Origin of the sequence: Ideonella sp. WA131b (assembly GCA_023657425.1) — a bacterium.
Lineage (GTDB): Bacteria > Pseudomonadota > Gammaproteobacteria > Burkholderiales > Burkholderiaceae_C > Rubrivivax.
This window is the reverse complement of sequence record JAGTJW010000003.1, coordinates 340,229-364,924: the sequence shown is the minus strand read 5'-3', so window position 1 is coordinate 364,924 and position 24,696 is coordinate 340,229. Positions and strand designations below refer to the sequence as shown.

Annotated in this window: 22 protein-coding genes and 1 tRNA gene; 10 read left to right on the top strand and 13 right to left on the bottom strand. The window is 68.2% G+C overall.

Annotated elements, in window-relative coordinates:
- Positions 1-20: 20 nt before the first annotated feature.
- The 4 genes from tig to KA711_16840 all read right to left on the bottom strand — a co-directional run bounded on the left by tig (position 21) and on the right by KA711_16840 (position 5,847).
- Entirely contained in the window at positions 21-1,331 is a 1,311-nt protein-coding gene (gene tig / locus KA711_16855; protein MCM0610639.1) for a trigger factor, read from the bottom strand.
- Between the two features lie 55 nt (positions 1,332-1,386).
- Positions 1,387-1,473, bottom strand: a tRNA-Leu gene (locus tag KA711_16850).
- Between the two features lie 56 nt (positions 1,474-1,529).
- On the bottom strand, positions 1,530-4,694 hold the full coding sequence (locus KA711_16845; protein ID MCM0610638.1) for an efflux RND transporter permease subunit: 3,165 nt from the start codon (positions 4,692-4,694) through the stop codon (positions 1,530-1,532).
- Between the two features lie 19 nt (positions 4,695-4,713).
- Positions 4,714-5,847, bottom strand: a complete 1,134-nt coding sequence (locus KA711_16840) for an efflux RND transporter periplasmic adaptor subunit (protein MCM0610637.1) — start codon at positions 5,845-5,847, stop codon at positions 4,714-4,716.
- A 228-nt stretch (positions 5,848-6,075) separates the two neighbouring features.
- On the opposite strand from KA711_16840, the gene hpnC reads away from it, so the two are divergent.
- The 4 genes from hpnC to KA711_16820 all read left to right on the top strand — a co-directional run bounded on the left by hpnC (position 6,076) and on the right by KA711_16820 (position 9,976).
- Positions 6,076-6,906, top strand: coding sequence for a squalene synthase HpnC (hpnC, locus tag KA711_16835; protein MCM0610636.1), 831 nt, complete (start codon positions 6,076-6,078; stop codon positions 6,904-6,906).
- The gene (gene hpnD / locus KA711_16830) at positions 6,903-7,781 is read left to right on the top strand and encodes a presqualene diphosphate synthase HpnD (GenBank protein MCM0610635.1); all 879 of its coding nucleotides are present in this window, start codon (positions 6,903-6,905) and stop codon (positions 7,779-7,781) included. Before hpnC ends, hpnD begins: the two co-directional genes overlap by 4 nt.
- Before the next feature lie 14 nt (positions 7,782-7,795).
- Positions 7,796-9,094: a hydroxysqualene dehydroxylase HpnE gene (hpnE, locus tag KA711_16825; GenBank protein ID MCM0610634.1), complete on the top strand. Its 1,299-nt coding sequence runs from the start codon at positions 7,796-7,798 to the stop codon at positions 9,092-9,094.
- A gap of 111 nt (positions 9,095-9,205) precedes the next feature.
- A complete protein-coding gene (locus KA711_16820) occupies positions 9,206-9,976 on the top strand; it encodes an IclR family transcriptional regulator (GenBank protein MCM0610633.1) in 771 nt (256 codons plus the stop codon).
- Here KA711_16820 and KA711_16815 read toward each other — a convergent pair.
- From KA711_16815 to KA711_16790, 6 genes are all read right to left on the bottom strand, one after another.
- Positions 9,973-11,133 carry a serine hydrolase gene (locus tag KA711_16815; GenBank protein ID MCM0610632.1) on the bottom strand — a complete coding sequence of 387 codons (1,161 nt, stop codon included), beginning with the start codon at positions 11,131-11,133 and terminating at the stop codon, positions 9,973-9,975. The two genes, KA711_16820 and KA711_16815, sit on opposite strands and share 4 nt — an antisense overlap.
- Positions 11,134-11,336: 203 nt before the next feature.
- Positions 11,337-12,878, bottom strand: a complete 1,542-nt coding sequence (locus KA711_16810) for a 2-isopropylmalate synthase (protein ID MCM0610631.1) — start codon at positions 12,876-12,878, stop codon at positions 11,337-11,339.
- Positions 12,879-13,105: 227 nt separating this feature from the next.
- Positions 13,106-13,930, bottom strand: a complete 825-nt coding sequence (pssA, locus tag KA711_16805; protein MCM0610630.1) for a CDP-diacylglycerol--serine O-phosphatidyltransferase — start codon at positions 13,928-13,930, stop codon at positions 13,106-13,108.
- A 43-nt stretch (positions 13,931-13,973) separates the two neighbouring features.
- Positions 13,974-14,990: a ketol-acid reductoisomerase gene (ilvC, locus tag KA711_16800; GenBank protein MCM0610629.1), complete on the bottom strand. Its 1,017-nt coding sequence runs from the start codon at positions 14,988-14,990 to the stop codon at positions 13,974-13,976.
- A gap of 47 nt (positions 14,991-15,037) precedes the next feature.
- Positions 15,038-15,529, bottom strand: coding sequence for an acetolactate synthase small subunit (gene ilvN, locus KA711_16795; GenBank protein ID MCM0610628.1), 492 nt, complete (start codon positions 15,527-15,529; stop codon positions 15,038-15,040).
- Positions 15,530-15,646: 117 nt separating this feature from the next.
- A complete protein-coding gene (locus KA711_16790) occupies positions 15,647-17,449 on the bottom strand; it encodes an acetolactate synthase 3 catalytic subunit (GenBank protein ID MCM0610627.1) in 1,803 nt (600 codons plus the stop codon).
- 300 nt (positions 17,450-17,749) lie between these two features.
- On the opposite strand from KA711_16790, the gene KA711_16785 reads away from it, so the two are divergent.
- Genes KA711_16785 through KA711_16765 form a run of 5 tightly spaced genes read left to right on the top strand, consistent with a single transcriptional unit; the run spans position 17,750 to position 20,661 of the window.
- Complete coding sequence (locus KA711_16785; protein ID MCM0610626.1) at positions 17,750-18,319, top strand: RNA polymerase sigma factor; 570 nt, start codon at positions 17,750-17,752, stop codon at positions 18,317-18,319.
- Positions 18,316-18,801 carry a DUF3619 family protein gene (locus tag KA711_16780; GenBank protein MCM0610625.1) on the top strand — a complete coding sequence of 162 codons (486 nt, stop codon included), beginning with the start codon at positions 18,316-18,318 and terminating at the stop codon, positions 18,799-18,801. Before KA711_16785 ends, KA711_16780 begins: the two co-directional genes overlap by 4 nt.
- Entirely contained in the window at positions 18,798-19,529 is a 732-nt protein-coding gene (locus KA711_16775; GenBank protein MCM0610624.1) for a DUF3106 domain-containing protein, read from the top strand. The genes KA711_16780 and KA711_16775 overlap by 4 nt, the downstream gene beginning before the upstream one ends.
- A 50-nt stretch (positions 19,530-19,579) precedes the next feature.
- On the top strand, positions 19,580-20,071 hold the full coding sequence (locus KA711_16770) for an RDD family protein (GenBank protein MCM0610623.1): 492 nt from the start codon (positions 19,580-19,582) through the stop codon (positions 20,069-20,071).
- Positions 20,068-20,661, top strand: a complete 594-nt coding sequence (locus KA711_16765) for a TIGR00730 family Rossman fold protein (GenBank protein MCM0610622.1) — start codon at positions 20,068-20,070, stop codon at positions 20,659-20,661. The genes KA711_16770 and KA711_16765 overlap by 4 nt, the downstream gene beginning before the upstream one ends.
- 47 nt (positions 20,662-20,708) lie before the next feature.
- On the opposite strand, the gene recR is transcribed toward KA711_16765, so the two are convergent.
- The 3 genes from recR to dnaX form a co-directional block, all read right to left on the bottom strand.
- Positions 20,709-21,296 carry a recombination mediator RecR gene (gene recR, locus KA711_16760; GenBank protein ID MCM0610621.1) on the bottom strand — a complete coding sequence of 196 codons (588 nt, stop codon included), beginning with the start codon at positions 21,294-21,296 and terminating at the stop codon, positions 20,709-20,711.
- 93 nt (positions 21,297-21,389) lie between these two features.
- Positions 21,390-21,716: a YbaB/EbfC family nucleoid-associated protein gene (locus KA711_16755; protein ID MCM0610620.1), complete on the bottom strand. Its 327-nt coding sequence runs from the start codon at positions 21,714-21,716 to the stop codon at positions 21,390-21,392.
- 38 nt (positions 21,717-21,754) lie between these two features.
- On the bottom strand, positions 21,755-23,512 hold the full coding sequence (gene dnaX, locus KA711_16750) for a DNA polymerase III subunit gamma/tau (protein MCM0610619.1): 1,758 nt from the start codon (positions 23,510-23,512) through the stop codon (positions 21,755-21,757).
- A 38-nt stretch (positions 23,513-23,550) separates the two neighbouring features.
- Between dnaX and KA711_16745 the strand changes: the two genes are divergently transcribed.
- Positions 23,551-24,696, top strand: coding sequence for a phosphoribosylformylglycinamidine cyclo-ligase (locus KA711_16745; protein MCM0610618.1), 1,146 nt, complete (start codon positions 23,551-23,553; stop codon positions 24,694-24,696).

Below are 24,696 nucleotides of genomic sequence, written 5' to 3'. Positions count from 1 at the left end.
GGGATCCTCCAGCGGCGTGATCAGGACGCCGTCATCAACTCGTCGAACGGTAGCACCTTGTCGATGACCGTCGCCCGGCCCAACACGAACTCGACGACGTTGTTCTCAATCACCACTGCCTCGACCTCGGCCATGCGCTGGCGGTCACCCAGGTACCAGCGCATCACCTCGGCCGGCTTTTCGTAGCTCTGGCTCAGCTCTTCGATGTGTTTCTGCAGTTGCTCGGGCCGGGCCTGCAGGCCGTTGACGCGCACCAGCTCAGCCACCGCAAGGCCCAGGCGCACTCGTCGCTCGGCCTGCTGCGTGAAGTTCTCGGCCGGGATCGGCAGCTTGTCGGCGTCCTTGAAGCCGCGCTCCTTGAGGTTGGCTCGCATCTGCTCCACGAGACGGTCACTCTCGGCAGCCACCAACGCATTCGGCACGTCCAGGGTGGCGGTCCTCGCCAAGAGCTCCATCACCGATGCCTTGTTTCGGGCCAGCACGCGAAACTTCACCTCGCGCTCGAGGTTTTTCCTCACATCGGCGCGCAGGGCCTCGACCGTGCCTTCCTTAATGCCCAGCGCCTTGGCGAAGGCATCGTCGACTTCAGGCAGGTTTCCCGCCTCGATCTTCTTCACGGAGACGAGGAAATCAGCTTCCTTGCCGGCCACCTCGGCGCCCTGGTAGTCGGCCGGGAACTGCAAAGGAAAGGTCTTGCTCTGGCCGATTTTCATGCCGCGCACGGCCTGGTCAAACTGCTCGAGCATCTGACCTTCGCCAACGACGAACTGAAAATCGGAAGCCTGGCCGCCTGCAAAGGCCTCTCCGTCAATCTTGCCCTCGAAGTCGATGGTGACGCGGTCGCCCTCGCCCGCACCTTCGGCGGCTGCACGCAGCCCGAAGGTGCGGCGCTGCTTGCGAAGGATCTCGACCGTACGGTCGATCGCGGCGTCTGTCACCTCCGTCGACACCCGCTCCAGATCGGCTGCCGAAAGGTCACCAATCTGCACATCGGGGTAGACCTCAAAAGTGGCATCGAAGGCCAGCGAACCCTCAGGCGCCTTGTCGCTTTGCGTGATGCGTGGTGCACCAGCCACACGGATCCGGGCTTCGCGGGTGGCCTGATCGAACAGCTGGCCGACCTTGTCGTTGACCACCTCGTACTGCACGCTGTAGCCGTAGCGCTGGGCGACCACGCTCATCGGCACCTTGCCAGGACGGAAACCGTCGGCCTTGACGGAGCGGGCCAGCTTCTTCAGACGAGACTCGACCTCGCCGTTGATGGTGGTGGCGGGCAGCGTCAGCGTGATGCGGCGCTCGAGCTTCTCTAGGGTTTCGACTTGCACGGCCATGGCGGGTCTCGAAGAGGCGTGGAATGGGACAGCGGGCGGCAAAACTTCAGCGGCGTGGTGCGCGGGGTCGGACTCGAACCGACACGCCCGTGAAGGCGTCAGGACCTAAACCTGGTGCGTCTACCGATTTCGCCACCCGCGCAGGTGCTCGGCCTGTTGCCGGGCATACAAACCCGGCTCCAGTCGAAGCCCGCGATTTTAGCCGGCTCGCGCCCCGACTTCAGCCTTGGCGCCCGAGGGCGGCTCCCGCTTCACCCGGAACCAGGCGGCGTACATGGCCGGCAGCGCCAGCAGCGTCAGGGCCGTGGCGACGATCAGCCCGCCCATGATGGCCACCGCCATCGGCCCCCAGAACACGCTGCGGCTGAGCGGGATCATCGCCAGCACAGCCGCGGCGGCCGTCAGCACGATGGGCCGGAACCGCCGCACAGAGGCCTCGACCACAGCGTCCCAGGCTGGAACGCCGGCACGGCGGTCCTGCTCGATCTGGTCGATCAGGATCACCGAGTTGCGCATGATCATGCCCATCAGCGCGATCACGCCGAGCAGCGCAACAAAGCCGAAAGGCCGGTTCAGCAGCAGCAGCGCGGCCGCCACGCCGGCTATGCCCATCGGCCCGGTCAGGAAGACCAGCAACGAGCGGCTGAAGCTCTGCAGCTGCAGCATCAGCAGCGTGAAGATGATGAACAGCATGATGGGCACGCCGGCCGCGATCGAACCCTGGCCCTTGCTGCTCTCCGCCACCGCGCCGGCAATCTGAATCTCGTAGCCGGGTGGCATGCGCCCGGCCAGTCTCTGCAGTTCGGGCCACACTTGGAAGGTGACTGTGGGGCCCTGAACACCCTCCACCACGTCGCCCTGGACCGTGACCGCGTAGTCTCGGCCCTCGCGCCAGAGCACGCCCGGCTCCCATGCAAGGCTGACCTTGGCCACCTGCGTCAGCGGCACGGAACGGCCGCTGGCAGTGGGCAGATAGGCGTTGCCGAGGTCGGTGATGGCCTTGCGTTCCTCCAACGGCTGGCGCAGCACGACATCGATGAGGCGGTCGCCTTCCCGGTACTGGCCGATGGTCGTGCCCGACAGGATGGTGCGCGAGGCCTGGGCTATGGCCTGGCTCGTGACCCCCAAAGCGCGCGCCTTGTCCTGGTCGACCTCCAGGCGCAGCACCTTGATCTGCTCGTTCCAGTTGTCATTGACGCCGCGCATGCTGGGGTTGGCACGCAGGATCTCCTTGGCCTGGTCGGCCCAGGCCCGAACTTTGTCCGCCTCGGGGCCCACGACGCGGAACTGCACCGGATAGGGGACCGGCGGTCCATTGGGCAGCAGCTTGACGCGGCCACGCACCTCGGGGAACTCGGTGGCCAAGAGCGCCGGCAGCCGCACGCGCAGCTCCTCGCGCTCGGAAAGGCCATTGGGCAGCACGATGGCCTGGCTGACGTTGGCCTGCGGGAAGACTTGGTCCAGCGGCAGGTAGAAGCGCGGGACACCCGATCCGACCCAGGTGGTGACGCTGGCAACGCCCGGCTCCTTCATCATGCGGGCCTCGAAACGACGGGCAATTTCATCAGTCTGCTGGATGGTGCTGCCCTCGGGCAGCCAGAGGTCAACCAGCAGCTCGGGGCGGCTGCTGTCAGGGAAGAACTGCTGTTGCACCTTGCCCATGCCGACGATGCCGAGGGCGAAGGTGCCCACCGTCAGGCCGATGGTGATCCAGCGGTGATGCACGCACCAGTCCACGAGTCGGCGGAAGCGGCTGTAGAACGGGGAGTCGAAGAGCTCGTGCGCCTCGCCTCTCGCCTTGGGCCGGTTCCGCAGCATCAGCCAGCCCAGGTACGGAACGAAATACACCGAGACGATCCACGAAACAACCAGCGCCGCCGAGGTGACGGCGAAGATTGCGAAGGTGTACTCGCCGGTCACGCTCTTGGCCAGGCCGATGGGAAGGAAACCCGCCGCGGTGATGAGCGTGCCCGTGAGCATGGGCATGGCCACAAGCTCGTAGGTGAAGGTGGCGGCTCGGGCGCGGTCGTAGCCCTCTTCGAGCTTGCGCACCATCATCTCCACGGCAATGATGGCGTCGTCCACCAGCAGGCCCAGCGCGATGATCAAGCTGCCGAGACTGATCTTGTGCAGCCCCACGCCCCAGTAGAACATCGTCACGAAGGTGATCGCCAGCACCAGCGGAATCGTGATCGCCACCACCAGGCCCGGCCAGACGTCGATGCCCAGCGGCCGAGTGCGCAGGCCCAGGCTGATGAAGCTCACCGCCAGCACGATCACGATGGCCTCGATCAGCACCTTCACGAACTCGTTGACCGACTTGCTCACCGCGGCGGGCTGGTCCTGAACGCGCTCGATGCTGACGCCGACGGGCAGGTCAGCCTGGATGCCGGCGACGGCACCGCCAAGAGCCTTGCCCAAGGCGATGATGTCACCGCCTTTGGCCATGCTCACGCCAAGGGCGACCACCTCATGGCCCTGGTGGCGGACCTTGGTCGTGGGCGGGTCGACGTAGTCGCGCTTTACGTCGGCAATGTCCGAGAGCTTGATCGTGCTGGCCACGCCCGTGGCGGTGTTGACGGCGCGGATCGGGAAGCGCTTCAGATCCTCCACCGAGTTGAACTGCCCCGCCACCCGCACCTGAAGGTTCTCGCTGCCGGCGTTGAGCACGCCCGCGCCCTCCACCGCGTTTTGGGCACCGAGTTGCGCGATCACCTGGTTCATGTCCAGGCCAAGCTGGGCCAGGCGCTTTTGCGAGATCTCGACAAACACCTTCTCGGCCTGCGCGCCGAAGATCTCGACCTTGGCGACATCGGGCACGCGCAGCAGTCGTTGACGCACGCGCTCGGCAAACCTGCGCGTCTCCTCGCGGCTGAAGCCGTCGGAGCGCAGCGCGAAGATGCTGCCGTAGACGTCGCCGAAGTCGTCGTTGAACACGGGGCCGATCACACCGGCCGGCAGCGTTTGGCGGATGTCGCCCACGCGTTTGCGCGCCTGGTACCAGCTGTTCGGCACCTCCTTGGGCGGCGAGCTGTCCCTGAGCTGCAGGATCGTCAGGCTCTCGCCGGGCTTGGTATAGCTTCGAATGACGTCGGCGTAGGGCACCTCCTGCAGCGTCTTCTCGATCTTGTCGGTCACCTGCTCGGCCATCTGTTGCGCGCTGGCGCCAGGCCAGAAGGCCTGCACGACCATGGCGCGGAAGGTGAACGGCGGATCCTCGTCCTGCCCGAGCTGGAAGTAGGCTGCGAAGCCCAGCACCATCAGCACCACCATGAGGTAGCGCGTGAGGGCCGGATGATCCAGTGCCCAACGGCTGATGTTGAAGCGCGAAGATTTGGCGCCGGCGGTGGTGATGTCGTGCATGGCGGTGCTCGCGATCGCTTCAGCGACTGGCGGCGGGGGCCGCGGGCTGGGCCGGCGCGGCGGCGTCAAGAGCATCGTCGAAGAGCTTCACTTTCTGGCCCGGCGTCAGCATGTGCACGCCGGCCGTCACTACGCGCTGACCCGGCTGCAGTCCGCTGGCCACCATCACCGAGTTGCCGTCGGCCTCGCCAACCACGATGGACTGCAGCTTGACCGTCATGCTCGCCGGCTCCAGAACCCAGACAGTCGTCTGACCCTGCTGGCTCATGATGGCGCTCAGCGGCAGGCGCGCCGCGGCGTCGCGGCGCGGCAGATCAAGCTGCGCGGTCATCGTCTGTCCGAGCTGGACCGGTGCCTGGCCGATGTCGGCGCGGACAAGGAAGGTCCGCGTGGCAGGGTCGGCCGCGGCGGCCACCTCGCGCACGGTGGCGGGCAAGGCATTGGCCCCGCCCCAAGGGCGTACGCGAAGGACGCCACGCCGGCCCTGCAGCGCGCGGATGCCGACAACGGCGTCTTCCGGCACGGAGAACACCACATCGCGCGGCCCGTCGTGTGCCACTCGGACAACTGGCGTGCCGGCGGCAAGCACGGCGCCCACCTCGGCCTCGGTGGCGGTGATGACCCCTGCTGCCGGTGCCGTGAGCACCGCGTAGGCAGCCAGGTTGCCCTGGACTTCAGCCTGGGCTCGCGCCTGGTCGAGTTGGGCGCGCTGCGCCTTGAGGCTGCTCTCGCGTCGTTCCAGCTCCGTGGCGCTGATGAAGCCCTGCGCGCGCATTTCCTCGTAGCGCTTGAAGTCAGCGGCGGCGAAGTCGACCGCTGCCTGCGCGGCGCGAAGCGCTGCCTGGGCGGCTTCCTGCTGCAGCTTGAGGTCAACCGGGTCGACCTGCGCCAGGGCCTGGCCCGATCGCACGCGATGGCCCACCTCGGCGGACCGCGCCACCAGCTTGCCCGCCACGCGGAAGCCCAGCCGCGACTCGGTGCGAGCGCGCACCTCGGCGGCGTACTCCCGCAAACCACCGGCGAGGTCGGGGGAAACGGTCATCACGCGCACCGCACGCACCGGCTCAGGCGCTGGCGGCTTGGGCGAGCAGGCCGCCAGCCACAGGGCGGCAGACAACAGGACGAAGGTCAGGATGGCAGAGCGACTAGGCATGGCGGGCAACCTGGGCGAGGCGACGGGCAGGTCGCCGGAGACGTGTTCGGGGGACTCGGGCGCGGAGGCTCTGGGATGTTTTGGCGACCAGAGGTCTGCGGCGAGCAAGGCGTAAGCCGGCCGAGGCGGCCTATTACTGACTGACCGGTCAGTAATATAGAAGCACGCCCCGCGCCGTGTCAATCACCCGCCGATGCCAAGACACGTCGGCCCGCACAATCCGCCGTCGTGAGCGTCGACCACTACGAGAACTTCCCCGTCGCCTCGGTGCTGTGCCCGCCGGCGCTGCGGCCGGCCATCACCGCCCTGTACCACTTCGCGCGGACGGCCGACGACATCGCCGACGAGGGCGACGCCCCCACAGAGGCGCGCCTTGCCGATCTCGCCGAGTACCGGCGCGACCTCATGGCCGTGGCCACGGGGCAAGCGCCGTCGGCCCGATGGGCACCGGTGTTCGTACCGCTGTCTCAGCAGATCGTCCGCCATGCCCTGCCGGTGTCGCTGCTGTCCGACCTGCTGGAAGCGTTCGCCCAAGACACCAGCAACCCGCCGTATCCAGACCGCGACGCGCTGCTTGCCTACTGCCGCCGTTCCGCCAACCCCATCGGCCGGCTGCTGCTGCACTTGTACGGCATCACCGACCCCAAGGCACTGAACCGTTCCGATGCCATCTGCACGGCGCTGCAACTCATCAACTTCTGGCAAGACCTCCGCATTGACGGCCCACGTGGCCGCCACTACGTGCCTGAGGCCGACCGCGAACGACACGACGTGCCGCTGGACGACCTGAGGGCCTGCCGCGACGGCCCCGCTGCCCGTGCGCTGGTGCACGATCTGTGCAACTGGGCGCACGGGTTGATGCACGAAGGCGCTCCGCTGGTGCACCAGGTGCCCGGCCGCGCCGGCTGGGAACTGCGGCTCGTCGTGCAAGGGGGCTTGCGCATTCTTGAGAAAATCGCGGCGATGGACCATGCCAGCCTCCTCCGCCGCCCCACGGTGGGCGCCGCCGACGCGCCGCTGCTGCTCTGGCGGGCGTTGGGCATGAGGACTCTGCGGTGAACCCCAGCGCCCGGGCCACCACTGCGGAGACGCCCGAGCAGTATGTGCAGGACAAGGCTGCCGGCAGCGGCTCGAGCTTCTACTACGCGTTTTTGTTCCTGCCGCCACCGCGCCGCGCAGCGATCACCGCGTTCTACGCGTTCTGCCGCGAGGTCGACGACGTCGTCGACGAGACCTCCGAGCCGTCCGTGGCTGCCGCCAAGCTGGCCTGGTGGCGGCGCGAGGTGGTCGAAGCCTACGCCGGCCGTCCCACGCACCCTGTCACACGCGCACTGATGCCGCTGGCGCCCGGATTCGGCATCGAGGCCGCGCACCTGGAGGCCGTGATCGACGGCTGCCAGACCGACCTCGATCAGACCCGCTTCCTTGACTTTGCCGGACTGCAGCGCTACTGCCACCTGGTGGCCGGCGTCGTGGGCGAGGTTGCCGCCAACATCTTCGGGCGCACACAGGCCGAGACGCTGCACTACGCGCACCGCCTGGGCTTGGCGATGCAGATGACCAACATCATCCGAGACGTGGGCGACGACGCCCGTCGTGGCCGCATCTACCTGCCGGTCGACGAGCTCCAGCGCTTTGGGGTCAAGGCACACGAGCTGCTCCAGCGCGAGTCGCCGTGGGGCTACAGCGAGCGTTTCGACGCGCTGATGCGCTTCCAGGCCCAGCGCGCACACGCCACCTTCGACGAGGCCCTGGCACTGCTGCCCGAGGCCGACCGCGTGGCGCAGAAGCCGGGCCTGATGATGGCCAACATCTACCGCAGCCTTCTGCGCGAAATCGAGTCCCAGGGCTTCCGCGTCCTGCATCAGCGCACCTCGCTGACGCCGCTGAAGAAGCTCTGGATCGCCGCGTGCACGCACGTGCGCGGCCGCTGAGCGCCGACCCGGGCATGGCTGCACGGCGCTTGGCGGTGGTAGGGGCCGGCTGGGCGGGGCTGGCCGCCGCGGTGCGCGGCGTGCAGGCCGGCTGGCAGGTGACCGTGTTCGAGATGGCCCCGGCCCCGGGCGGCCGCGCGCGCAGCCTCGCGCCTGACCCGGACGGCCGCCGCCACGACAACGGCCAGCACATCCTGATCGGTGCCTATCGCCGCACGCTCGACCTGATGACCACCGTGGGCGTCGACACGGCCACGGTGCTGCACCGTCAGCCGCTCGATCTGCGCACTCCCGCTGGCGCCGGCCTGCGCCTGCCCGCGGGGCCAGCCTGGCTGGCATTCGGTGTTGGCGTCGCCCGCGCAGACGGCTGGGGGACGCGCGACAAGCTCGCACTGCTGGCCGCTGCAGCTCGCTGGATGCTCGCCGGCTTCCGCTGCAAGTCCGGCATGACGGTCGCCGAGCTGTGCCTCGGCCTGCCGAGCGCCGTGCGCCAGCGCCTGATCGACCCGCTGTGCGTGGCCGCGCTCAACACGCCGGCCCATGAGGCCAGCGCGGCGGTGTTCCTGCGTGTGCTGCGCGACTCACTGTTTTCTGGCCCCGGCTCGTCGGACCTGCTGTTGCCCCGTGCGCCGCTTGGCGCGCTCCTGCCCGAGCCGGCCTGGGCCTGGCTGCAGGCTCGCGGCGCTTCGCTGCACGCAGGCCGCCGCGTACAGGACCTGAGCTCGGTGGCCGGCTCCTGGCAGGTGGACGGCCAGCCCTTCGAAGCCGTGGTGCTGGCCGCCAGCGCCGCCGAGTCCGCGCGGCTGGCCCAGCCGCATGGGCCGGGCTGGTCAGCGCGCACGGCGGCCTTTGGCTACGAGCCCATCGTCACGGTGATCATCGACGCGCCAGGTCTGCGCCTGGCTGCACCCATGCTGGCGCTGGAAGACGGCCCGCAGGCACCTGCGCAGTTTGTCTTCGACCACGGCGCGCTTGGCGGCCCGGTCGGGCAGCTGGCGTTTGTCGTGAGCGGCGCGGCGCCCTGGGTGGCGCGCGGGCTGGAAGCGACCGCCGCGGCCATCCTGACCCAGGCCCAGGTGGCCTTCGGAACGAGGCAGTGGCCGGCAACGGCGCGGCTGCGGCGAACGCTGGCCGAGAAACGCGCCACCTTCCGCTGCGTGCCGGCGCTGGACCGGCCGCCCGCCCTCATCGCGCCGGGCCTGGTGGCTGCCGGCGACCACCTTGATGGACCCTACCCAGCCACGCTGGAAGGCGCGGTGCGCAGCGGCGAGGCGGCCGTTGCCAGCCTTTCCTCTGCCGATCGGGCGGCTTGAGTTCGTCCGCCCTGCCTGCCGGGACCATCGGGAGTGCATCGCAGGTTCCCGGCTCCCGGATTGCAGCCTGGGTTTTTGCCATGCAAAATTCGCAGGGATTGCAGGGTTCCCATGACCGCCAATTCCCCGTCAACTCCCACGATCCAGGTGCTTGAGCGCACCTTCTCGTTGCTCGACCTGCTGGCAGCCTCGGACGAGGCCCTGTCACTGAAGGTCATCAGCGAGCGCAGCGGGCTGCATCCTTCCACTGCCCACCGCATACTCAACGACCTCACCATAGGGCGCTTCGTCGAACGGCCGCAGGCCGGCACCTACCGCCTGGGTATGCGCCTGCTCGAGCTGGGCAACGCGTTCAAGGAGCGGCTGGATGTCCGCGAGGCCGCGCTCGCGCCGATGCGCGAGTTGCACAAGCTTACTCATCAGGCGGTGAACCTCTCGCTGCGGCAGGCCGATGAGATCGTGTACATCGAGCGCGCCTACAGCGAGCGCTCGGGCATGCAAGTGGTGCGCGCCGTCGGTGGCCGCGCGCCGCTGCACCTGACCTCAGTGGGCAAGCTGTTTCTGGCCCACGACGACCCCTCCCGCGTGCGCGCGTACGCAGCGCGCACAGGCTTGTCTGGCCACACGCGAAACAGCATCACCGAGTTGGGACGTCTGGAGCGGGAACTTTCTCTGGTCCGTGCGACCGGGATCGCGCGCGACGACGAAGAGCTTGAGGTGGGTGTTCGCTGCATCGCAGCCGCAATCCACGACGATCAAGGCCGGCTCTTGGCCGGGCTGTCCATCTCGGCGCCGTCTGACCGGCTGGATGAAGGCTGGGCCGAGCGGGTGAGGGGTACCGCGCGGCAGATCTCCGAGGCGCTGGGGTACCGCGGCGCCTAAAAGGCGCCTGGCGCGGCAGGCCCACGCTCCACGCCCTGCAGCGGCAGCGCTGGCACCTGCCCCCACGGCCTGGAAGCGTCGGTGGATGGCAGGCCGGGCTCGCTTGTGCCGAAGGCAGGTAGCGGCACGGAGGGCAGTTGTGGGTGGAGCTTCGACGGCAGCGGCGGCTCGCCGCGGCGGCCCGACAGCGGCAGCGGCGTCTGCTCGGACACCCACTTCCGCAGGCGCTCGGCATCTCCGATGCGCGAGTAGCGGCCGGCGGAGTCGAGCAGCACCATGATCAGCTGGCGGCCGGCCAACTCGGCCTGCATCACGACGCAGCGGCCGGCGGCCGAGATGAACCCTGTCTTCTGCAAGCCGATGCCCCAAGCCGGGTTGTGCACCAGGCCATTGGTGTTGCGAAACTCCACCGGTCGCGGCTTCGGGCCCACCGGGATGACTGCGCCCAACGAAGTAGACAAATCCCGGATCACCGGATGTTCGGACGCTGCTCTGACGAGCCTCGCCAGATCCAAAGCGCTGCTGCGGTTGTCGGCCGACAGGCCTGTGGGCTCGACGTATCGGGTGTCGGTCATGCCGAGTTCCGAAGCCTTGTGGTTCATCGCGCGTACAAACGCACCCAGCCCGCCCGGGTAGGTGCGGCCCAGGGCGTGGGCGGCCCGGTTCTCGGACGACATCAGCGACAGGTGCATCAACTCGCCGCGGCTCAGGCGTGTGCCGGGGCGTAGCTTCGAGTGCATGCGGCTGCCGACGGTGCCGCGCACATCGTCCTGCGACACCTCGACCGGTTCCTCCAGCGAGAGCCCGGCGTCGACCACCACGAGCGCCGTCATCAGCTTGGTGATGGATGCGATCGGCAAGACCGCATCGGGGTTCTTGCTGAAGAGCACCTCGTCGGTATCCTTGTCGACGACAAGCGCCACGCTGGACTGGAGCGACAGCGGATCGTCGGTGGCCCGAAGGCCTGTCAGTTGGCCCACCGAAGGCGGCCTGCGCACGGCACGGCGCACTGTCTTGGGCGGACGGGCCTTGCGTGACGGACCCGCCTTCACCCGCGACTTGGAAGACTCCCGCGGCTGCGCCTTGGTGGCAGTGCGCGCATTGGCCTTCGAGGATGCAGCGGGCTTGGCCTTCTGGGCCGTAGCCGCATTGGCCATGTCGGGCGCCAGCGGCAGCAGGATGGCAAAGGCCAGCGCCAGCGCCCCGGCCAGAAACCGTGCCCGCTCTTGGATCGAAGTCAGAACCATGGGAACCCCGCGCCGAATCTTGCGAAGTGTAGTCGACTGAGGAAAACGTGGGCGATATCAATTGCTTGCATGCGTTTCCTCAAGTTTCTGCTGTGAGTCGGGTGGTTCTTTGGTCAGCCCTGCGCGGCCACCCGCTCGGCCTTGCTGTGCAGCTTGTTCAGCGCCGCCAGATAAGCCTTGGCCGAGGCGACGACGATGTCCGGGTCGGCCCCCACACCATTGACGACGCGGCCGCCGTGCTGCAGACGCACGGTGACCTCGCCCTGCGATTCAGTCGAGCCGCTGGTGATGGCATTGACCGAGTACAACACCATGTCGGCGCCGCTCTTCACCTTGGACTCGATGGCCTTGAGGCTGGCGTCGACGGGGCCGTTGCCGTGGCTGTCGGCATGGTGCTCGACGTTGCCGGCGGCGAAGGCGACTCGGGCGTGCGGCCGTTCGCCGGTTTCGCTGCGCTGGGCGAGCGACAGAAGTCGGTAGTGCTCCTGCTCGGCAGTGACGCTCTCGTCGCTGGCGAGCGCGATGATGTCTTCGTCGAAGATCTCGGCCTTGCGGTCGGCCAGGTCCTTGAAGCGCATAAAGACGGCGTTGACTTCAGCCTCGGACTCCATGGCGATGCCGAGTTCCTGCAGACGCTGCTTGAACGCGTTGCGGCCGCTGAGCTTGCCGAGCACGATCTTGTTGGCTGCCCAGCCAACGTCTTCGGCGCGCATGATCTCGTAGGTATCGCGCGCCTTGAGCACACCGTCCTGGTGGATGCCGCTGGCGTGGGCGAAGGCATTGGCGCCCACCACCGCCTTGTTGGGCTGCACGACAAAGCCCGTGGTCTGGCTGACCATGCGGCTGGCCGGCACGATCTGCGTCGTGTCGATGCCAAGCTCGAGGTCGAAGTAGTCGCGGCGCGTCTTCACGGCCATCACGATCTCCTCCAGGCTGCAGTTGCCGGCTCGCTCGCCCAGACCGTTGACCGTGCACTCCACCTGACGCGCGCCGCCGAGCTTGACGCCGGCCAGCGAGTTGGCCACGGCCATGCCCAGGTCGTTGTGGCAGTGCACGCTCCAGATGGCGTGGCCGCTGTTGGGGATGCGCTCGCGCAGGGAGCGGATGAACTCGCCATACAGCTCGGGGATGGCGTAGCCCACGGTGTCGGGTATGTTGATCGTGGTCGCGCCCTCGGCGATCACGGCCTCCAGGACGCGGCAGAGGAAGTTGGGGTCGCTGCGGTAGCCGTCTTCCGGGCTGAACTCGACGTCGTCGCAGTGCTGGCGCGCAAAGCGCACCGCCAGCCTGGCCTGCTCAAGCACCTGCTCGCGCGTCATGCGCAGCTTCTTCTCCATGTGCAGTTCGCTGGTGGCGATGAAGGTGTGGATGCGCGCGCGGGCGGCACCCTTCAGCGCCTCGGCGGCACGGCCGATGTCGCGGTCGTTGGCGCGAGCCAGCGAACACACGGTGCTGTCCTTGATCGCCTGCGCGATGGCGCGCACGGCCTCGAAGTCGCCGTTGCTGCTGGCGGCGAAGCCGGCCTCGATGACGTCGACCTTCAGCCGCTCGAGCTGCCGCGCGATGCGCAGCTTCTCGTCGCGCGTCATCGAGGCGCCGGGGCTTTGCTCGCCGTCGCGCAGCGTGGTGTCGAAGATGATGAGTTTGTCAGTCATGGTCGTGCCTTTGCGGGGTTGCGGGGCGCACGCAGCTTGGGGAACGGAGAAAAGACCAACGGCCCGCTGCTGTACGCTGGCGGGCCGTTGATCGCGGGAAGCGGGGCGGTCGTTGTAGGGGACGCTCGCGTTCGATCAGGGCAGCCGCAGCGCGGCGCCTAGATCCAGCGTAAGGGTGTTGAACGACAACATGGGCCGAATGTAGCACGCAGCGCCCGCCGACCGAGTCAGGGATGGAGGCCCTTTTCGTCGGGCTCGTCGGTGGACAGCGCCAGCACGCTGGCCGGCTTGCCCTTGAACTTGCGCCACGCGTAGACCGCGTAGCCTGACAGTGCATACAGGCAGAAGATGCCGAACAGCACCTTCGGCGGATCCAGCGCCACGAGCGCGATCACCAGCATCACGGCGATCAGCACCGCAAAGGGCACCGTGCGCCGCCCGCCCCAGACCTTGAAGCTGTAGAACGGCGCATTGGTCACCATGGACAGGCCGGCATACAGCGTGATCGCGAAGGCCGACCACTCGATCCAGTCGATGCGACTCACGCCCTTGAAGCCCGAGTCGTCCATGACCCAGATGAAGCCGATCACCAACGCCGCTGCGGCCGGGCTCGGAAGGCCCTGGAAGAAGCGCTTGTCGACGACGCCGATGTTGACGTTGAAGCGTGCCAGCCGCAGCGCGGCCCCGGCGATGTACACGAAGGCCGGAATCCAGCCCAGGCGGCCCAGATCCTGCAGCGCCCACTGGTACATGATGAGCGCCGGAGCGGCCCCGAAGGCCACCATGTCCGACAGGCTGTCCATCTGCTCGCCAAACGCACTCTGCGAGTTCGTCATGCGCGCGACTCGGCCGTCAAGGCTGTCGAGTACGGCGGCCACGAAGATCGCGATGCAGGCGGCCTCGAAGCGGCCGTTGATGGCCATCACGATGCCGTAGAAGGCCGAGAACAGCGCCGCCAGCGTGATGGCGTTGGGCAGCACGTAGATGCCGCGGCGCCGCGGGGGCAGAGCCACGGGCTCGTCGTCGGCCTGGAGGTTGGGATCGTCGTTCACGGGGCGCGAGGATAGCGCCCTGGATGACCCCGGGGTCGAAACCTCAGTTGCGCGACTTGTCGACCAGCTTGTTGGCCTTGATCCACGGCATCATGGCACGCAGCTTCTCGCCCACGACCTCGATGCTGTGCTCGCTGGTCAAGCGGCGGCGGCTGGTCAGTGTGGGCGCGCCGGCCTTGTTCTCGAGGATGAAGCTTTTGGCGTACTCGCCGGTCTGGATGTCCTTCAGCGCCTGCTTCATGGCCTTCTTGGTCTCCTCCGTCACGATCTTCGGGCCGGTGACGTACTCGCCGTACTCAGCGTTGTTGGAGATCGTGTAGTTCATGTTGGCGATGCCGCCTTCATAGATCATGTCGACGATCAACTTCAGCTCGTGCAGGCACTCGAAGTAGGCCATCTCGGGCGCGTAGCCCGCTTCGACCAGGGTTTCGAAGCCCGCCTTGATCAGTTCCACCGTGCCACCGCACAGCACGGCCTGCTCGCCGAACAGGTCGGTCTCGGTCTCTTCGCGGAAGCTCGTCTCGATGATGCCGGCCTTGCCGCCGCCGTTGGCCGCGGCGTAGCTCAGCGCCAGGTCACGCGCCTTGCCGCTGCGGTCGGCGTGCACGGCGATCAGGTGGGGCACGCCACCACCTTGCGTGTAGGTGCCGCGCACGGTGTGGCCAGGGGCCTTGGGCGCGACCATCCAGACATCGATGTCGGCACGGGGCGCGACAAAACCGTAGTGCACGTTGAAGCCGTGGGCGAAGGCCAGCGAGGCGCCTTGGCGGATGTTCGGCTCGACGTCCTTGGCGTACACCGCAGCAATCTGTTCGTCGGGCAGCAGCAGCATCACCACGTCAGCACCCTTGACCGCCTCGCCGACCTCGGCCACCGCCAGGCCGGCCTTTTCCACCTTGGCCCAGGACGCGCCGCCCTTGCGCAGACCGACCGTCACGTTGACACCGCTGTCCTTGAGGTTCTGCGCATGGGCGTGGCCCTGCGAGCCGTAGCCGATGATGGTGACCTTCTTGCCCTTGATGAGGCTCAGATCGGCGTCCTTGTCGTAGTAGACCTTCATGGTTCTCTCTCCGTGAAAAATGGGGGTGGTGTGAGCTGGCGCGCCGCTCAGACGCGCAGGATGCGTTCGCCGCGGCCGATGCCGCTGGCACCGGTGCGCACGGTTTCCAGGATGGCGGCGCGGTCTATGGCCTGCAGGAAGGCATCGAGCTTGGACGAGTCACCGGTGAGCTCCAGCGTGTAGCTCTTGTCGGTGACGTCGATGATGCGGCCGCGGAAGATGTCGGCCATGCGCTTCATCTCCTCGCGCTCCTTGCCGACGGCCCGCACCTTCACGAGCATCAGTTCGCGCTCGGTGTAGCTGGCCTCGGTAAGGTCGACGACCTTCACGACCTCGATGAGGCGGTTCAGGTGCTTGGTGATCTGCTCGATGACCTCGTCGGAGCCGGTGGTGACGATGGTCATGCGTGACAGGCTCGCGTCCTCGGTCGGCGCGACTGTCAGGCTCTCGATGTTGTAGCCGCGCGCGGAAAACAGCGCGACGACGCGCGACAAGGCACCGGGCTCGTTCTCGAGCAGCACGGCGATGATGTGTTTCATGGTGGATGTCCTGGCCACGCGCTCTTCAGGCGTCGGGGCGGTAACCCCGGGCCCTTGGCCACGCAGCATCGGGTGAAGAACGGGCCGGCGGCCGGCGGCCCGCGGGAAACGGCGTGCCTAGAGGTCTTCGGAACCCAGCAGCATCTCGCTGATGCCCTTGCCCGCCTGCACCATCGGCCAGACGTTCTCGGTGGGGTCCGTGCGCACATCGAGGAACACGGTGCGATCCTTGAGGCGGATGGCCTCGCGGAGCGCCGGTTCCACATCGGACGGCTTCTCGACCAGCAGGCCCACGTGGCCGTAGGCCTCGGCGAGCTTCACGAAGTCGGGCAGCGCGTCCATGTAGCTGTGCGAGTAGCGGCCGCCGTAGTCGAGCTGCTGCCACTGCCGCACCATGCCCAGGTAGCGGTTGTTCAGCGACACCACCTTCACCGGCGTGCGGTACTGCTGGCAGGTGCTGAGCTCCTGGATGCACATCTGGATGCTGCCTTCGCCGGTGATGCAGAAGACGTCGCTCTCGGGCTTGGCCAGCTTGATGCCCATGGCGTAAGGCAGGCCCACGCCCATGGTGCCCAGGCCGCCGGAGTTGATCCAGCGGCGCGGCTCGTCGAAGCGGTAGAACTGCGCCGCCCACATCTGGTGCTGGCCGACATCGCTGGTGATGTAGGTGTCGCCGTCCTTCGTGAGCTCCCAGAGCTTCTCGACCACCATCTGCGGCTTGATGACCTCGGTGCTGCGCTTGTAGGCCAGGCACTCGCGTTTGCGCCAGGTGTCGATCTGGCTCCACCAGGTGCCCAGGGCCGCGGCGTCGGGCTTGGCCTGGGCCTCGCGGATCTGGGCGATCAGCTCGACCAGCACTTCCTTGACATCGCCGACGATGGGAATGTCGACCTTCACGCGCTTGCTGATGCTGCTCGGGTCGATGTCGACGTGGATGATCTTGCGCTCGTTCTGCGCGAAGTGCTTGGGGTTTCCGATCACGCGGTCGTCGAAGCGCGCACCCACGGCCAGCAGCACGTCGCAGTGCTGCATGGTCATGTTGGCCTCGTACGTGCCGTGCATGCCCAGCATGCCCAGGAACTTGGGGTCGGACGCGCGGATCGCGCCCAGGCCCATGAGCGTGTTGGTGCAGGGGTAGCCGAGCAGGTCGGCCAGCTCGCGCAACTCTGCACTCGCGTTGCCCAGGATGACGCCACCGCCCGTGTAGATGTAGGGGCGCTTCGCGCCCAGCAGCAGCTGCACCGCCTTGCGGATCTGCCCGCCATGGCCCTTGCGCACGGGGTTGTAGGAGCGCATCTCGACCTTTTCGGGGTAGGAGAAGGCGGCGGTCTTGAGCGACACGTCCTTCGGCACGTCCACCACCACGGGACCAGGTCGGCCGGTGCGGGCGATGTGGAAGGCCTTCTTCATCGTCATGGCGAGATCGCGCACGTCCTTGACCAGGAAGTTGTGCTTGACGATGGGCCGCGTGATGCCGACCGTGTCGCACTCCTGGAAGGCGTCCAGACCGATGGCCGGCGTAGGCACCTGTCCGGTGATGATGACCATCGGAATCGAGTCCATGTAGGCCGTCGCGATGCCGGTGATGGCGTTCGTGACACCCGGACCCGATGTGACCAGCGCGACGCCCACTTCACCGGTGGCGCGGGCGTAGCCGTCGGCGGCGTGCACGGCGGCCTGTTCATGGCGCACGAGCACGTGCTCGATGGTGTCCTGCTTGTACAGCGCGTCGTAGATGTACAGCACGGCGCCACCGGGGTAGCCCCAGAGGTAGCGCACGTTCTCGGCCTGCAGGCAGCGGACGAGGATCTCGGAGCCGTTGATCTCGGCGCCGGGTGCGGTGGAGGCGGAGGAAGAAGACGGTTGTGCGCGAACTTCGGACGAAGCGGCACGCTTGACTTCCGCGGCAGACAGATCCATGTTGAACCTCTGAGGTTTTCTCTGACGAAAATCCATCGGTGCACCTCTTCGCGCCCTCGTGAGGCGGATGTGGTGCCTGCGCGGTCTGGAGGGGGCCTGGGTAGGCCTTCGAGACCTGGTGCGGTCCGCCGGGTGACGAGAGTCGACCGGCCGGATCCGCACCCCAAACAACGTTGTGCGAACCCGCGATTATGCACCGCGGGCTTGTTCCGGGCTGTCGGCAGGCGTGCGGGCCTTTCGCACCGCCATAATCCGCGCGCCCTGTTGTTGGGTGCCTCGGCCTGCCCGCCACCCCTCTCGTTGGCCACCGACCAGGAACTCGCCGACTTTCTGCAAAGCGTCGAGCGGCGCGCGTTCAAGCGCACCGCCTACAGCGTGCGCAACGACGACGCCGCGCTCGACATCGTGCAGGACGCGATGATCCGCCTCGCGGAAAAGTACGCCGACCGGCCGGCCGCCGAGCTGCCCCTGCTTTTCCAGCGCATCCTGACCAACGCGACGCTGGACTGGTTCCGCCGGGAGCAGGTGCGCCACAACGTGGTGCGCAACTTCGGTGACTTCGACGGCAACCCCGACGAAGGCGGCGACTTCGATCTGCTGGAGTCGCTGCAGCTGCTCGATGAGACTCTGGGGACCGAGAGTGCTTCCGACACCGTCTACCGCGGTCAGCTGATGGCGTTGATCGAGTCGGCCCTGCAAGAGCTGCCGGCGCGTCAACGGGAGGCCTTCCTGCTGCGTTACTGGGAGGAATTCGACGTGGCCGAGACCGCGAAGGTGATGGGTTGCTCGGAAGGCAGCGTCAAGACACACTGCTCCCGGGCTGTTCACGCCCTGGCAAAGGCCCTGCACGACAAGGGAGTCCGAAGATGAACGGCCAGCGTCCCGATGCCGACGTGCTTCTGGCACGCGCGGCTGCGCGGCTGGTGGGCGTGATGTCAGCCCATGATGCCCCTTTGGCCGCAGGCGCCTCGGAGCGCCTGCGCTTCGCCAGGCAAACGGCGCTGGAGCGCGCGCGACGGGCCCGCGACCACGCGCGGACCCTGACCTGGGCCGCCCCGGTGAGCAAGATGGCCGGGGCAACAACCGGCTTCAGCGGGCCGTCGGGCTGGCCGTTTGGGGCCCCGGTGCTCTGGTGGCAGCGCGCGGCGGCTCTGTTGCCACTGGTGGTGCTGGTCGCCGGACTCGTGGGCATCGAACATTGGGCTGCGCAGGAGCACATCGCGGTGGCGGCCGACATCGACGCCGCGCTGCTCTCCGACGACCTGCCGCCCGAGGCCTACGCCGATCCTGGATTCGCCGAGTTCCTGTTTGACGAAGCCGTGGCGGCCGCCCCGCCGGCCCCTGAGCCGTGAGCGTCCGACGCGTCCGCAGGTTGCTGCCGGCGCTGGCCTTGCTCGTCGCCCTGTCCGCGCTGTGGGCCGCCGCGACGCCGGCCTGGGCCACCGAACGTGTGGCCTGGACGCGGCTGACCCCCATCCAGCAGCAGGCGCTGGACCCGCTGCAGGCCGACTGGGCATCGCTCAGCCCCGATCGCCAGGCCAAGTGGCTGGAGGTCGCGGCGCGGTTCCCCTCGATGAGCTCCGCCGAGCGACAGCGCCTGCACGCACACATGGTCGAATGGGTGCGCATGACCCCCCAGCAACGGCGCACGGCGAGATTGCAGTTCCAGGAAGCCCGAAGGGTGTCAACGGAAGACCGCCAGGCCGCCTGGAAGGCCTACCAGGCCCTGCCCGAGACCGAGCGCCAGCGCCTGGCCGAACAGCGTGCCCGCCCCGTACCGCGCCCGACGGCTGCGATCCCCGCATCGGCTCAGGCACCGAAGGCCAAGTCGAACGTGGTGCAATCGTCGCCTGCCGCTCCAAGCCGGGCTGCTGCCGCCGCACTGCAGCAGTCCCGTTCGGGCGCGACGACATCACCGATGAACCAGACCCCCCCGCCCCCCACCACCATCCAGCACGGATTGCCCAAGATCGCAGCCACGGATGTCTTCGTCGATCCGGCCACATTGCTGCCACGCCGCGGCCCGCAGGGCGCTGCGGTGGTTCGCAGTGCGCCAGCCGCATCGGCGACAGAGCCGTGACCGCCCCGGCCAACCCGGGTGGCGCAGTCGGGGCGCCCACGCCCGGCGTGATGCGCCGGATGGCCGCCTTCCTATACGAAGGGGTGCTCGTCTTCGGCATCGTGGCGCTCAGCGGCTTGATCTACGGTATCGCAACGCAGCAGCGGCACGCCCTGGTCGGGTCGACCGGTCTGCAGGCCTTTCTGTTCGGCGTGCTGGGCCTTTACTTCGCGATCTCATGGACGCGCAGCGGCCAGACCCTGGCCATGCTGACCTGGCACGTGCGCCTCGTCACCGTCGACGGCCATCCGCTGCGGCCCTTGCGCGCAGTAGCCCGCTATCTCCTGGCCTGGATGTGGTTCCTGCCGTCCCTGGGGCTTGCCCAGTTGCTGGGCCTCAAGGGCGCCGGGCCGGTGAGCATGGCGCTGCTCGGCTGGGTGCTGGTCTATGCCGCGCTGGCTCGATTGCACACCGACCGCCAGTTCCTGCACGATGCCCTCTGCCGAACACGGCTGATCACCTGGTACCCGCCCCACCGCGCCCGCAAGCAGCCCGCCCGATGACCGACAACCGACCTCTCAGCATCTGCGTCTACTGCGGCTCGCGCCATGGCGCGCGGCTGGCCTACACCGCCGCAGCGCGGGCACTGGGCACGGCCATCGGCGAGCGCGGCTGGCAGCTGGTCTATGGCGGCGGCAAGGTCGGGCTGATGGGCGAGGTGGCCGACGCCACGCTGGCCGCCGGCGGTCGCGCCGTGGGCGTGATTCCCGAGAGCCTGGAGAAGCTTGAGGTCGGCCACCGCGGCCTGAGTGAATTGCACGTCGTTCCCACGATGCACGTCCGCAAGCAGTTGATGGCCTCCCGGGCGGACGCCTTCGTCGCGCTTCCGGGCGGCATCGGCACGCTGGAGGAGTTGTACGAGGTGTGGACCTGGCGCCAGCTGGGGTACCACGACAATCCGATTGGTCTGCTCGACACCGCCGGCTACTGGAAGCCGCTGCTGCGCTTCATGGACCACACGGTGGCTGAAGGGTTTCTCAGCCCGGCGATGCGCGAGCTGGTGCTGGTGGACGATGACCCCGTTGCGCTGCTGGAACGCGTGGCAGGCGCGGCCCGGGCAGCCCGTGGCGGCGACAATTACTCGAGGGTCTGAGAGCAGCCCTCCCCGGGACGGCCTGATCGCTGCCCAGTGGACTGCTCTCAACGACGGTCGCCCATCGCGTGGGCGATTGTCGACAGGTCGACATACTCCAGCTCGCTGCCGGCGGGCACACCCCGGGCCAGCCGCGTCACCTTGAGACCTCGCGCCGCAAGTGCCGACGACAGCACCTCGGCCGTCACCTCGCCCTCGGCGGTGAAGTTGGTGGCCAGGATGACCTCCTGGACGACGCCATCCGTGGCGCGCGCCAGCAGAGACTCGGCATCGATGTCCAGCACGCCCACACCGCGCAGCGGGTCGATCCGGCCCAGCAGGACGAAATACAAGCCCTTGTAGCTGCCGCTGCGCTCCAGCGCCGCCTGGTCAGCCGGTGTCTCCACGACGCAAAGCAGCCTCAGGTCGCGCTTGAGATCGGTGCAGGTGCAGCAGACCTCATGCTGAGTGAAGGTGTGGCAGCGCGCGCAGTGGCGCATCGAGGCCATCGCGTCAGTCAGCGCGCCAGCCAGATGGCGCGCGCCATCTCGGTCATGCTGCAGCAGGTGCAAGGCCATGCGCTGCGCCGACTTCAGGCCCACGCCGGGCAGACGCTGGAGCGCGTCGACCAAGCCAGCGAGTGCGGGCTCGTCCACCTCAGTGCACCCGGCGCGGCACCACCCCGCGGCGGCCGATTCCCCCAGAGGGGTTAGGCGGAGCCATGGTGAGGTGCGCGGGGGCTCGCATGGTCAGAAGGGAAACTTCATGCCGGGGGGCAGCGGCAGCCCGGCAGTGAGCTTGCCCATCTTCTCGGTGCTGACGTCCTCGGCCCGCCGCACCGCATCGTTGAAAGCCGCAGCCACCAGATCCTCGAGCATGTCCTTGTCGTCGGCCAGCAGGCTGGGGTCGATGGCCACGCGCTTGACGTCATGCTTGCAGGTCATCACCACCTTCACGAGACCGGCGCCGCTCTGGCCCTCGACCTCCAACTGCGCCAGCTCATCTTGGGCGCGCTTCATGTTCTCCTGCATCTGTTGCGCCTGCTTCATCAAGCCGGCAAGCTGGCCCTTCATCATGGTGCGATCTCCTGGTAGGTTCTGATGGATCTGGACGTTCAGACGGGCCTGATGGAGCCCGGCACGATGCGCGCGCCCTTGAACTGCCCCAACAGCTCGCGCACGACCGGGTCGGACTGGATCGTGGCCTCGGCGGCGGCCTGGCGGCTCGCTCGGGCGGAAGCATCGCGCGTGGCCGGCGTGTCAAGGGGCTCGCCAGCCACCAGCGTCACCTGCACCGGCTCACCCAGGTGAGCCCCCAAGGCCAGCGCCAGCTTGTCGGCCAGCGCCGGGCTGCGCAGCGGCTCGCGCGCCACGGCCAGGCGCCAGGTAGACGGCGTGGTGCCGGCGTCAATGGCCACCAGGCCGGCCTGCCACGCCAGCTCGCGCAAGAGTGCCACCACGGAGCCCGCCTCGATGAGGGCATGCACGGCCGCTTGCCAGCGGTCAGCAAGGACGGTGTCGGCAGGCCCGCCAGGGGACGGTGCCGCGGACTCGGCGGCATGCGGCGTCAACACCGGACCGGTGGCGCGGGCCGGCTGGTCTGCGGCATCAAGTGGCTCTGGCGGCGCAGAAGCCGCAGCTGCATCGACGCGCCTGTCGGGCCCGCCCAGGGCCACGCTTCGCCCGATCGCCTCCGGAACCACCGCAAGCCCGGGCGGCGAAGGCGCACGAAGCGCCGCCGCCGGCCGCGCCGCTGTCGGCACGGGATGACCCCCCGCTGGCGGGAAGGCCAGGAAGCGCAACAGCACCATCGCCAGTGCGCCGTGTTCGTCGGACATCAGCGGCAATTCCTCGCGGCCCTGGAGGGCCATCCGGTAAAGCAGTTGCGTCTCGTCGGCCGGCAGCAGCGGGGCCATTGCGCGCACGGTTTCGGTCTCGGGTTCACTGGCATCGAGTGCACCCGGCACCGCCTGCTCGATGGCCATCTGCTGCAAGAGCTGCGCCATCTCCTCAAGCGCGGCTTCAGCGCTCAGGCCGACGGCGCGGAGTGCGTCGACGCCGCGAAGCACAGCGGCCGCGTCGCGGCGGGCCAGCGCCTCCACCAGCGCAGCCGCGTGGCCGCGGTCCACCGCCCCAAGCATGGCGCGCACGACCTCCTCGACCAGGCGGCCACCGCCATAAGCGATGGCCTGGTCGGTCAGCGACAGGCCGTCTCGCATCGAGCCACGCGCCGCGCGCGCCAGCAGCCGCAGCGCACCCGCCTCGGCCGCGATGCCTTCGGCTTCCAGCACTCTGGCCAGGTGCCCACGCACCGTGGCCGGTGCCATCGGCCTCAAGTTGAATTGCAGACAGCGGCTCAGAACCGTGGGCAGCACCTTGTCAGGGTCGGTGGTGGCCAGAACGAACTTCAGGTACTCGGGCGGCTCCTCCAGCGTCTTCAGAAGCGCGTTGAACGCGTCCTTCGAGAGCTGATGCGCCTCATCGATCATGAAGACCTTGAAGCGGCCGACTCCAGGCTTATAGGCGGCACGCTCGATGAGGTCCCGGATTTCATCCTTGCCGCCGTTGCTGGCGGCGTCCATTTCGACGTAGTCGATGTAGCGGTCGGCATCGATCTCGGTGCAGGCCTGGCAAGAGCCGCAGGGCGTGGCGGTGATGCCGCCACGGCCGTCTGCTCCCACGCAGTTCAGGCTCTTGGCGAGGATGCGGCTGACGGTTGTCTTGCCGATGCCGCGCGTGCCGGTGAACAGGTAGGCGTGGTGCAGACGCCCTTGCGTGAGGGCATTCGTCAATGCCTGCACCACGTGCTCCTGACCGACCATCTGCGCGAAGCTGCGCGGACGGTACTTGCGTGCCAGGACGACGTAGGACATGCGCGGCATTCTAGGCGGGCAGGGATAATCGGCCGACCATGACGCCCCCCGCCACGACGCCGCCGCAGACCCCGCTGAGTTACGAACAGGCCGGGGTGAGATACGACCTGATCGACCCCTTGAAGGTGGCGGCGCAGCGGGCTGCCGCCACCACTGCGGCGCACCTGCCCGCGCACGGTTTTGGCGAGGTCGGCGCCTCGCGCGGCGAATCGGCCTACGTCGTCGACCTCGGACCGTTCTACCTCGCCAGCATTGTCGAATGCCTGGGCACCAAGACACTGGTGGCCGACGCGATGTGGCAGCACGGCGAGAACTTCTTTGGCGCGATCGCGCAGGACACCATCGCGATGGCCGTCAACGACCTCGTCACCGTGGGCGCAACGCCGCTGGTGGTGCAGGCCTATTGGGCAGCCGGCGGCAGCGAGTGGTTCGCCGACGGCGAGCGCTCTCAGGCGCTGATCGCGGGCTGGAAGGCCACCTGCGACCGCATTGGCGCCGCCTGGGGAGGCGGCGAGACACCCGCGCTGGCTGGCATCGTCGAGGCCGGTCGCATCGACTTGGCCGCCAGCTGCACGGGCCTCGTCAACCCCAAGCCCCGGCTGACGCTGGGCGAACACCTGGGCCCCGGTGACGCCATCGTGCTGCTTGAGAGCAGCGGCATCCATGCCAATGGCCTGAGTCTGGCCCGCAAGGTCGCCGGCCGCCTTCCACTGGGCTACCAGACCGTGATGGGCAGCCCAGCCGAGCCAGGCCAGCCGGATGCGCGATTCGGCCCGGCCCTGCTGGCGCCGACGCTTCTGTACAGCCCCGTGACCGAGGCGCTCTGGGCCGCGGGCGTGCGCGTGCACTACGCGGCCAATGTCACAGGACACGGCTGGCGCAAGCTGCTTCGGCATCCCAGGGCCCTCACCTACCGCGTGCACACGCTGCCGCCGGTGCCGCCAGTGCTGCGTTTCCTGCAGCAACAGGCCGGCCTGAACGACGCCGAGGCCTACGGCACACTGAACATGGGGGCCGGCTTCGCGCTCTTCGTGCACCCCGACGACGCCGAACGCGCCGCGGCCACGGCCCGTGCGCAAGGCATCGCCGCCTGGGTGGCGGGCTCCGTGGAGGCCGGGCCGAAGCAGCTGTTCATCGAGCCGCTGGGCGTGCGCTGGGGAGCGGATGAACTTCAGCTGCGCTAG

Coding starts and splice junctions, on each gene's coding strand:
- tig (MCM0610639.1), bottom strand. CDS start 1,331: ATGGCCGTGCAAGTCGAAACCCTAGAGAAGCTCGAGCGCCGCATCACG.
- hpnE (MCM0610634.1), top strand. CDS start 7,796: ATGGCTGCACGGCGCTTGGCGGTGGTAGGGGCCGGCTGGGCGGGGCTG.
- dnaX (MCM0610619.1), bottom strand. CDS start 23,512: ATGTCCTACGTCGTCCTGGCACGCAAGTACCGTCCGCGCAGCTTCGCG.
- KA711_16765 (MCM0610622.1), top strand. CDS start 20,068: ATGACCGACAACCGACCTCTCAGCATCTGCGTCTACTGCGGCTCGCGC.
- KA711_16780 (MCM0610625.1), top strand. CDS start 18,316: ATGAACGGCCAGCGTCCCGATGCCGACGTGCTTCTGGCACGCGCGGCT.
- ilvN (MCM0610628.1), bottom strand. CDS start 15,529: ATGAAACACATCATCGCCGTGCTGCTCGAGAACGAGCCCGGTGCCTTG.
- KA711_16810 (MCM0610631.1), bottom strand. CDS start 12,878: ATGACTGACAAACTCATCATCTTCGACACCACGCTGCGCGACGGCGAG.
- KA711_16745 (MCM0610618.1), top strand. CDS start 23,551: ATGACGCCCCCCGCCACGACGCCGCCGCAGACCCCGCTGAGTTACGAA.
- KA711_16790 (MCM0610627.1), bottom strand. CDS start 17,449: ATGGATCTGTCTGCCGCGGAAGTCAAGCGTGCCGCTTCGTCCGAAGTT.
- KA711_16840 (MCM0610637.1), bottom strand. CDS start 5,847: ATGCCTAGTCGCTCTGCCATCCTGACCTTCGTCCTGTTGTCTGCCGCC.
- KA711_16820 (MCM0610633.1), top strand. CDS start 9,206: ATGACCGCCAATTCCCCGTCAACTCCCACGATCCAGGTGCTTGAGCGC.
- KA711_16770 (MCM0610623.1), top strand. CDS start 19,580: ATGCGCCGGATGGCCGCCTTCCTATACGAAGGGGTGCTCGTCTTCGGC.
- KA711_16755 (MCM0610620.1), bottom strand. CDS start 21,716: ATGATGAAGGGCCAGCTTGCCGGCTTGATGAAGCAGGCGCAACAGATG.
- KA711_16815 (MCM0610632.1), bottom strand. CDS start 11,133: ATGGCCAATGCGGCTACGGCCCAGAAGGCCAAGCCCGCTGCATCCTCG.
- ilvC (MCM0610629.1), bottom strand. CDS start 14,990: ATGAAGGTCTACTACGACAAGGACGCCGATCTGAGCCTCATCAAGGGC.
- KA711_16845 (MCM0610638.1), bottom strand. CDS start 4,694: ATGCACGACATCACCACCGCCGGCGCCAAATCTTCGCGCTTCAACATC.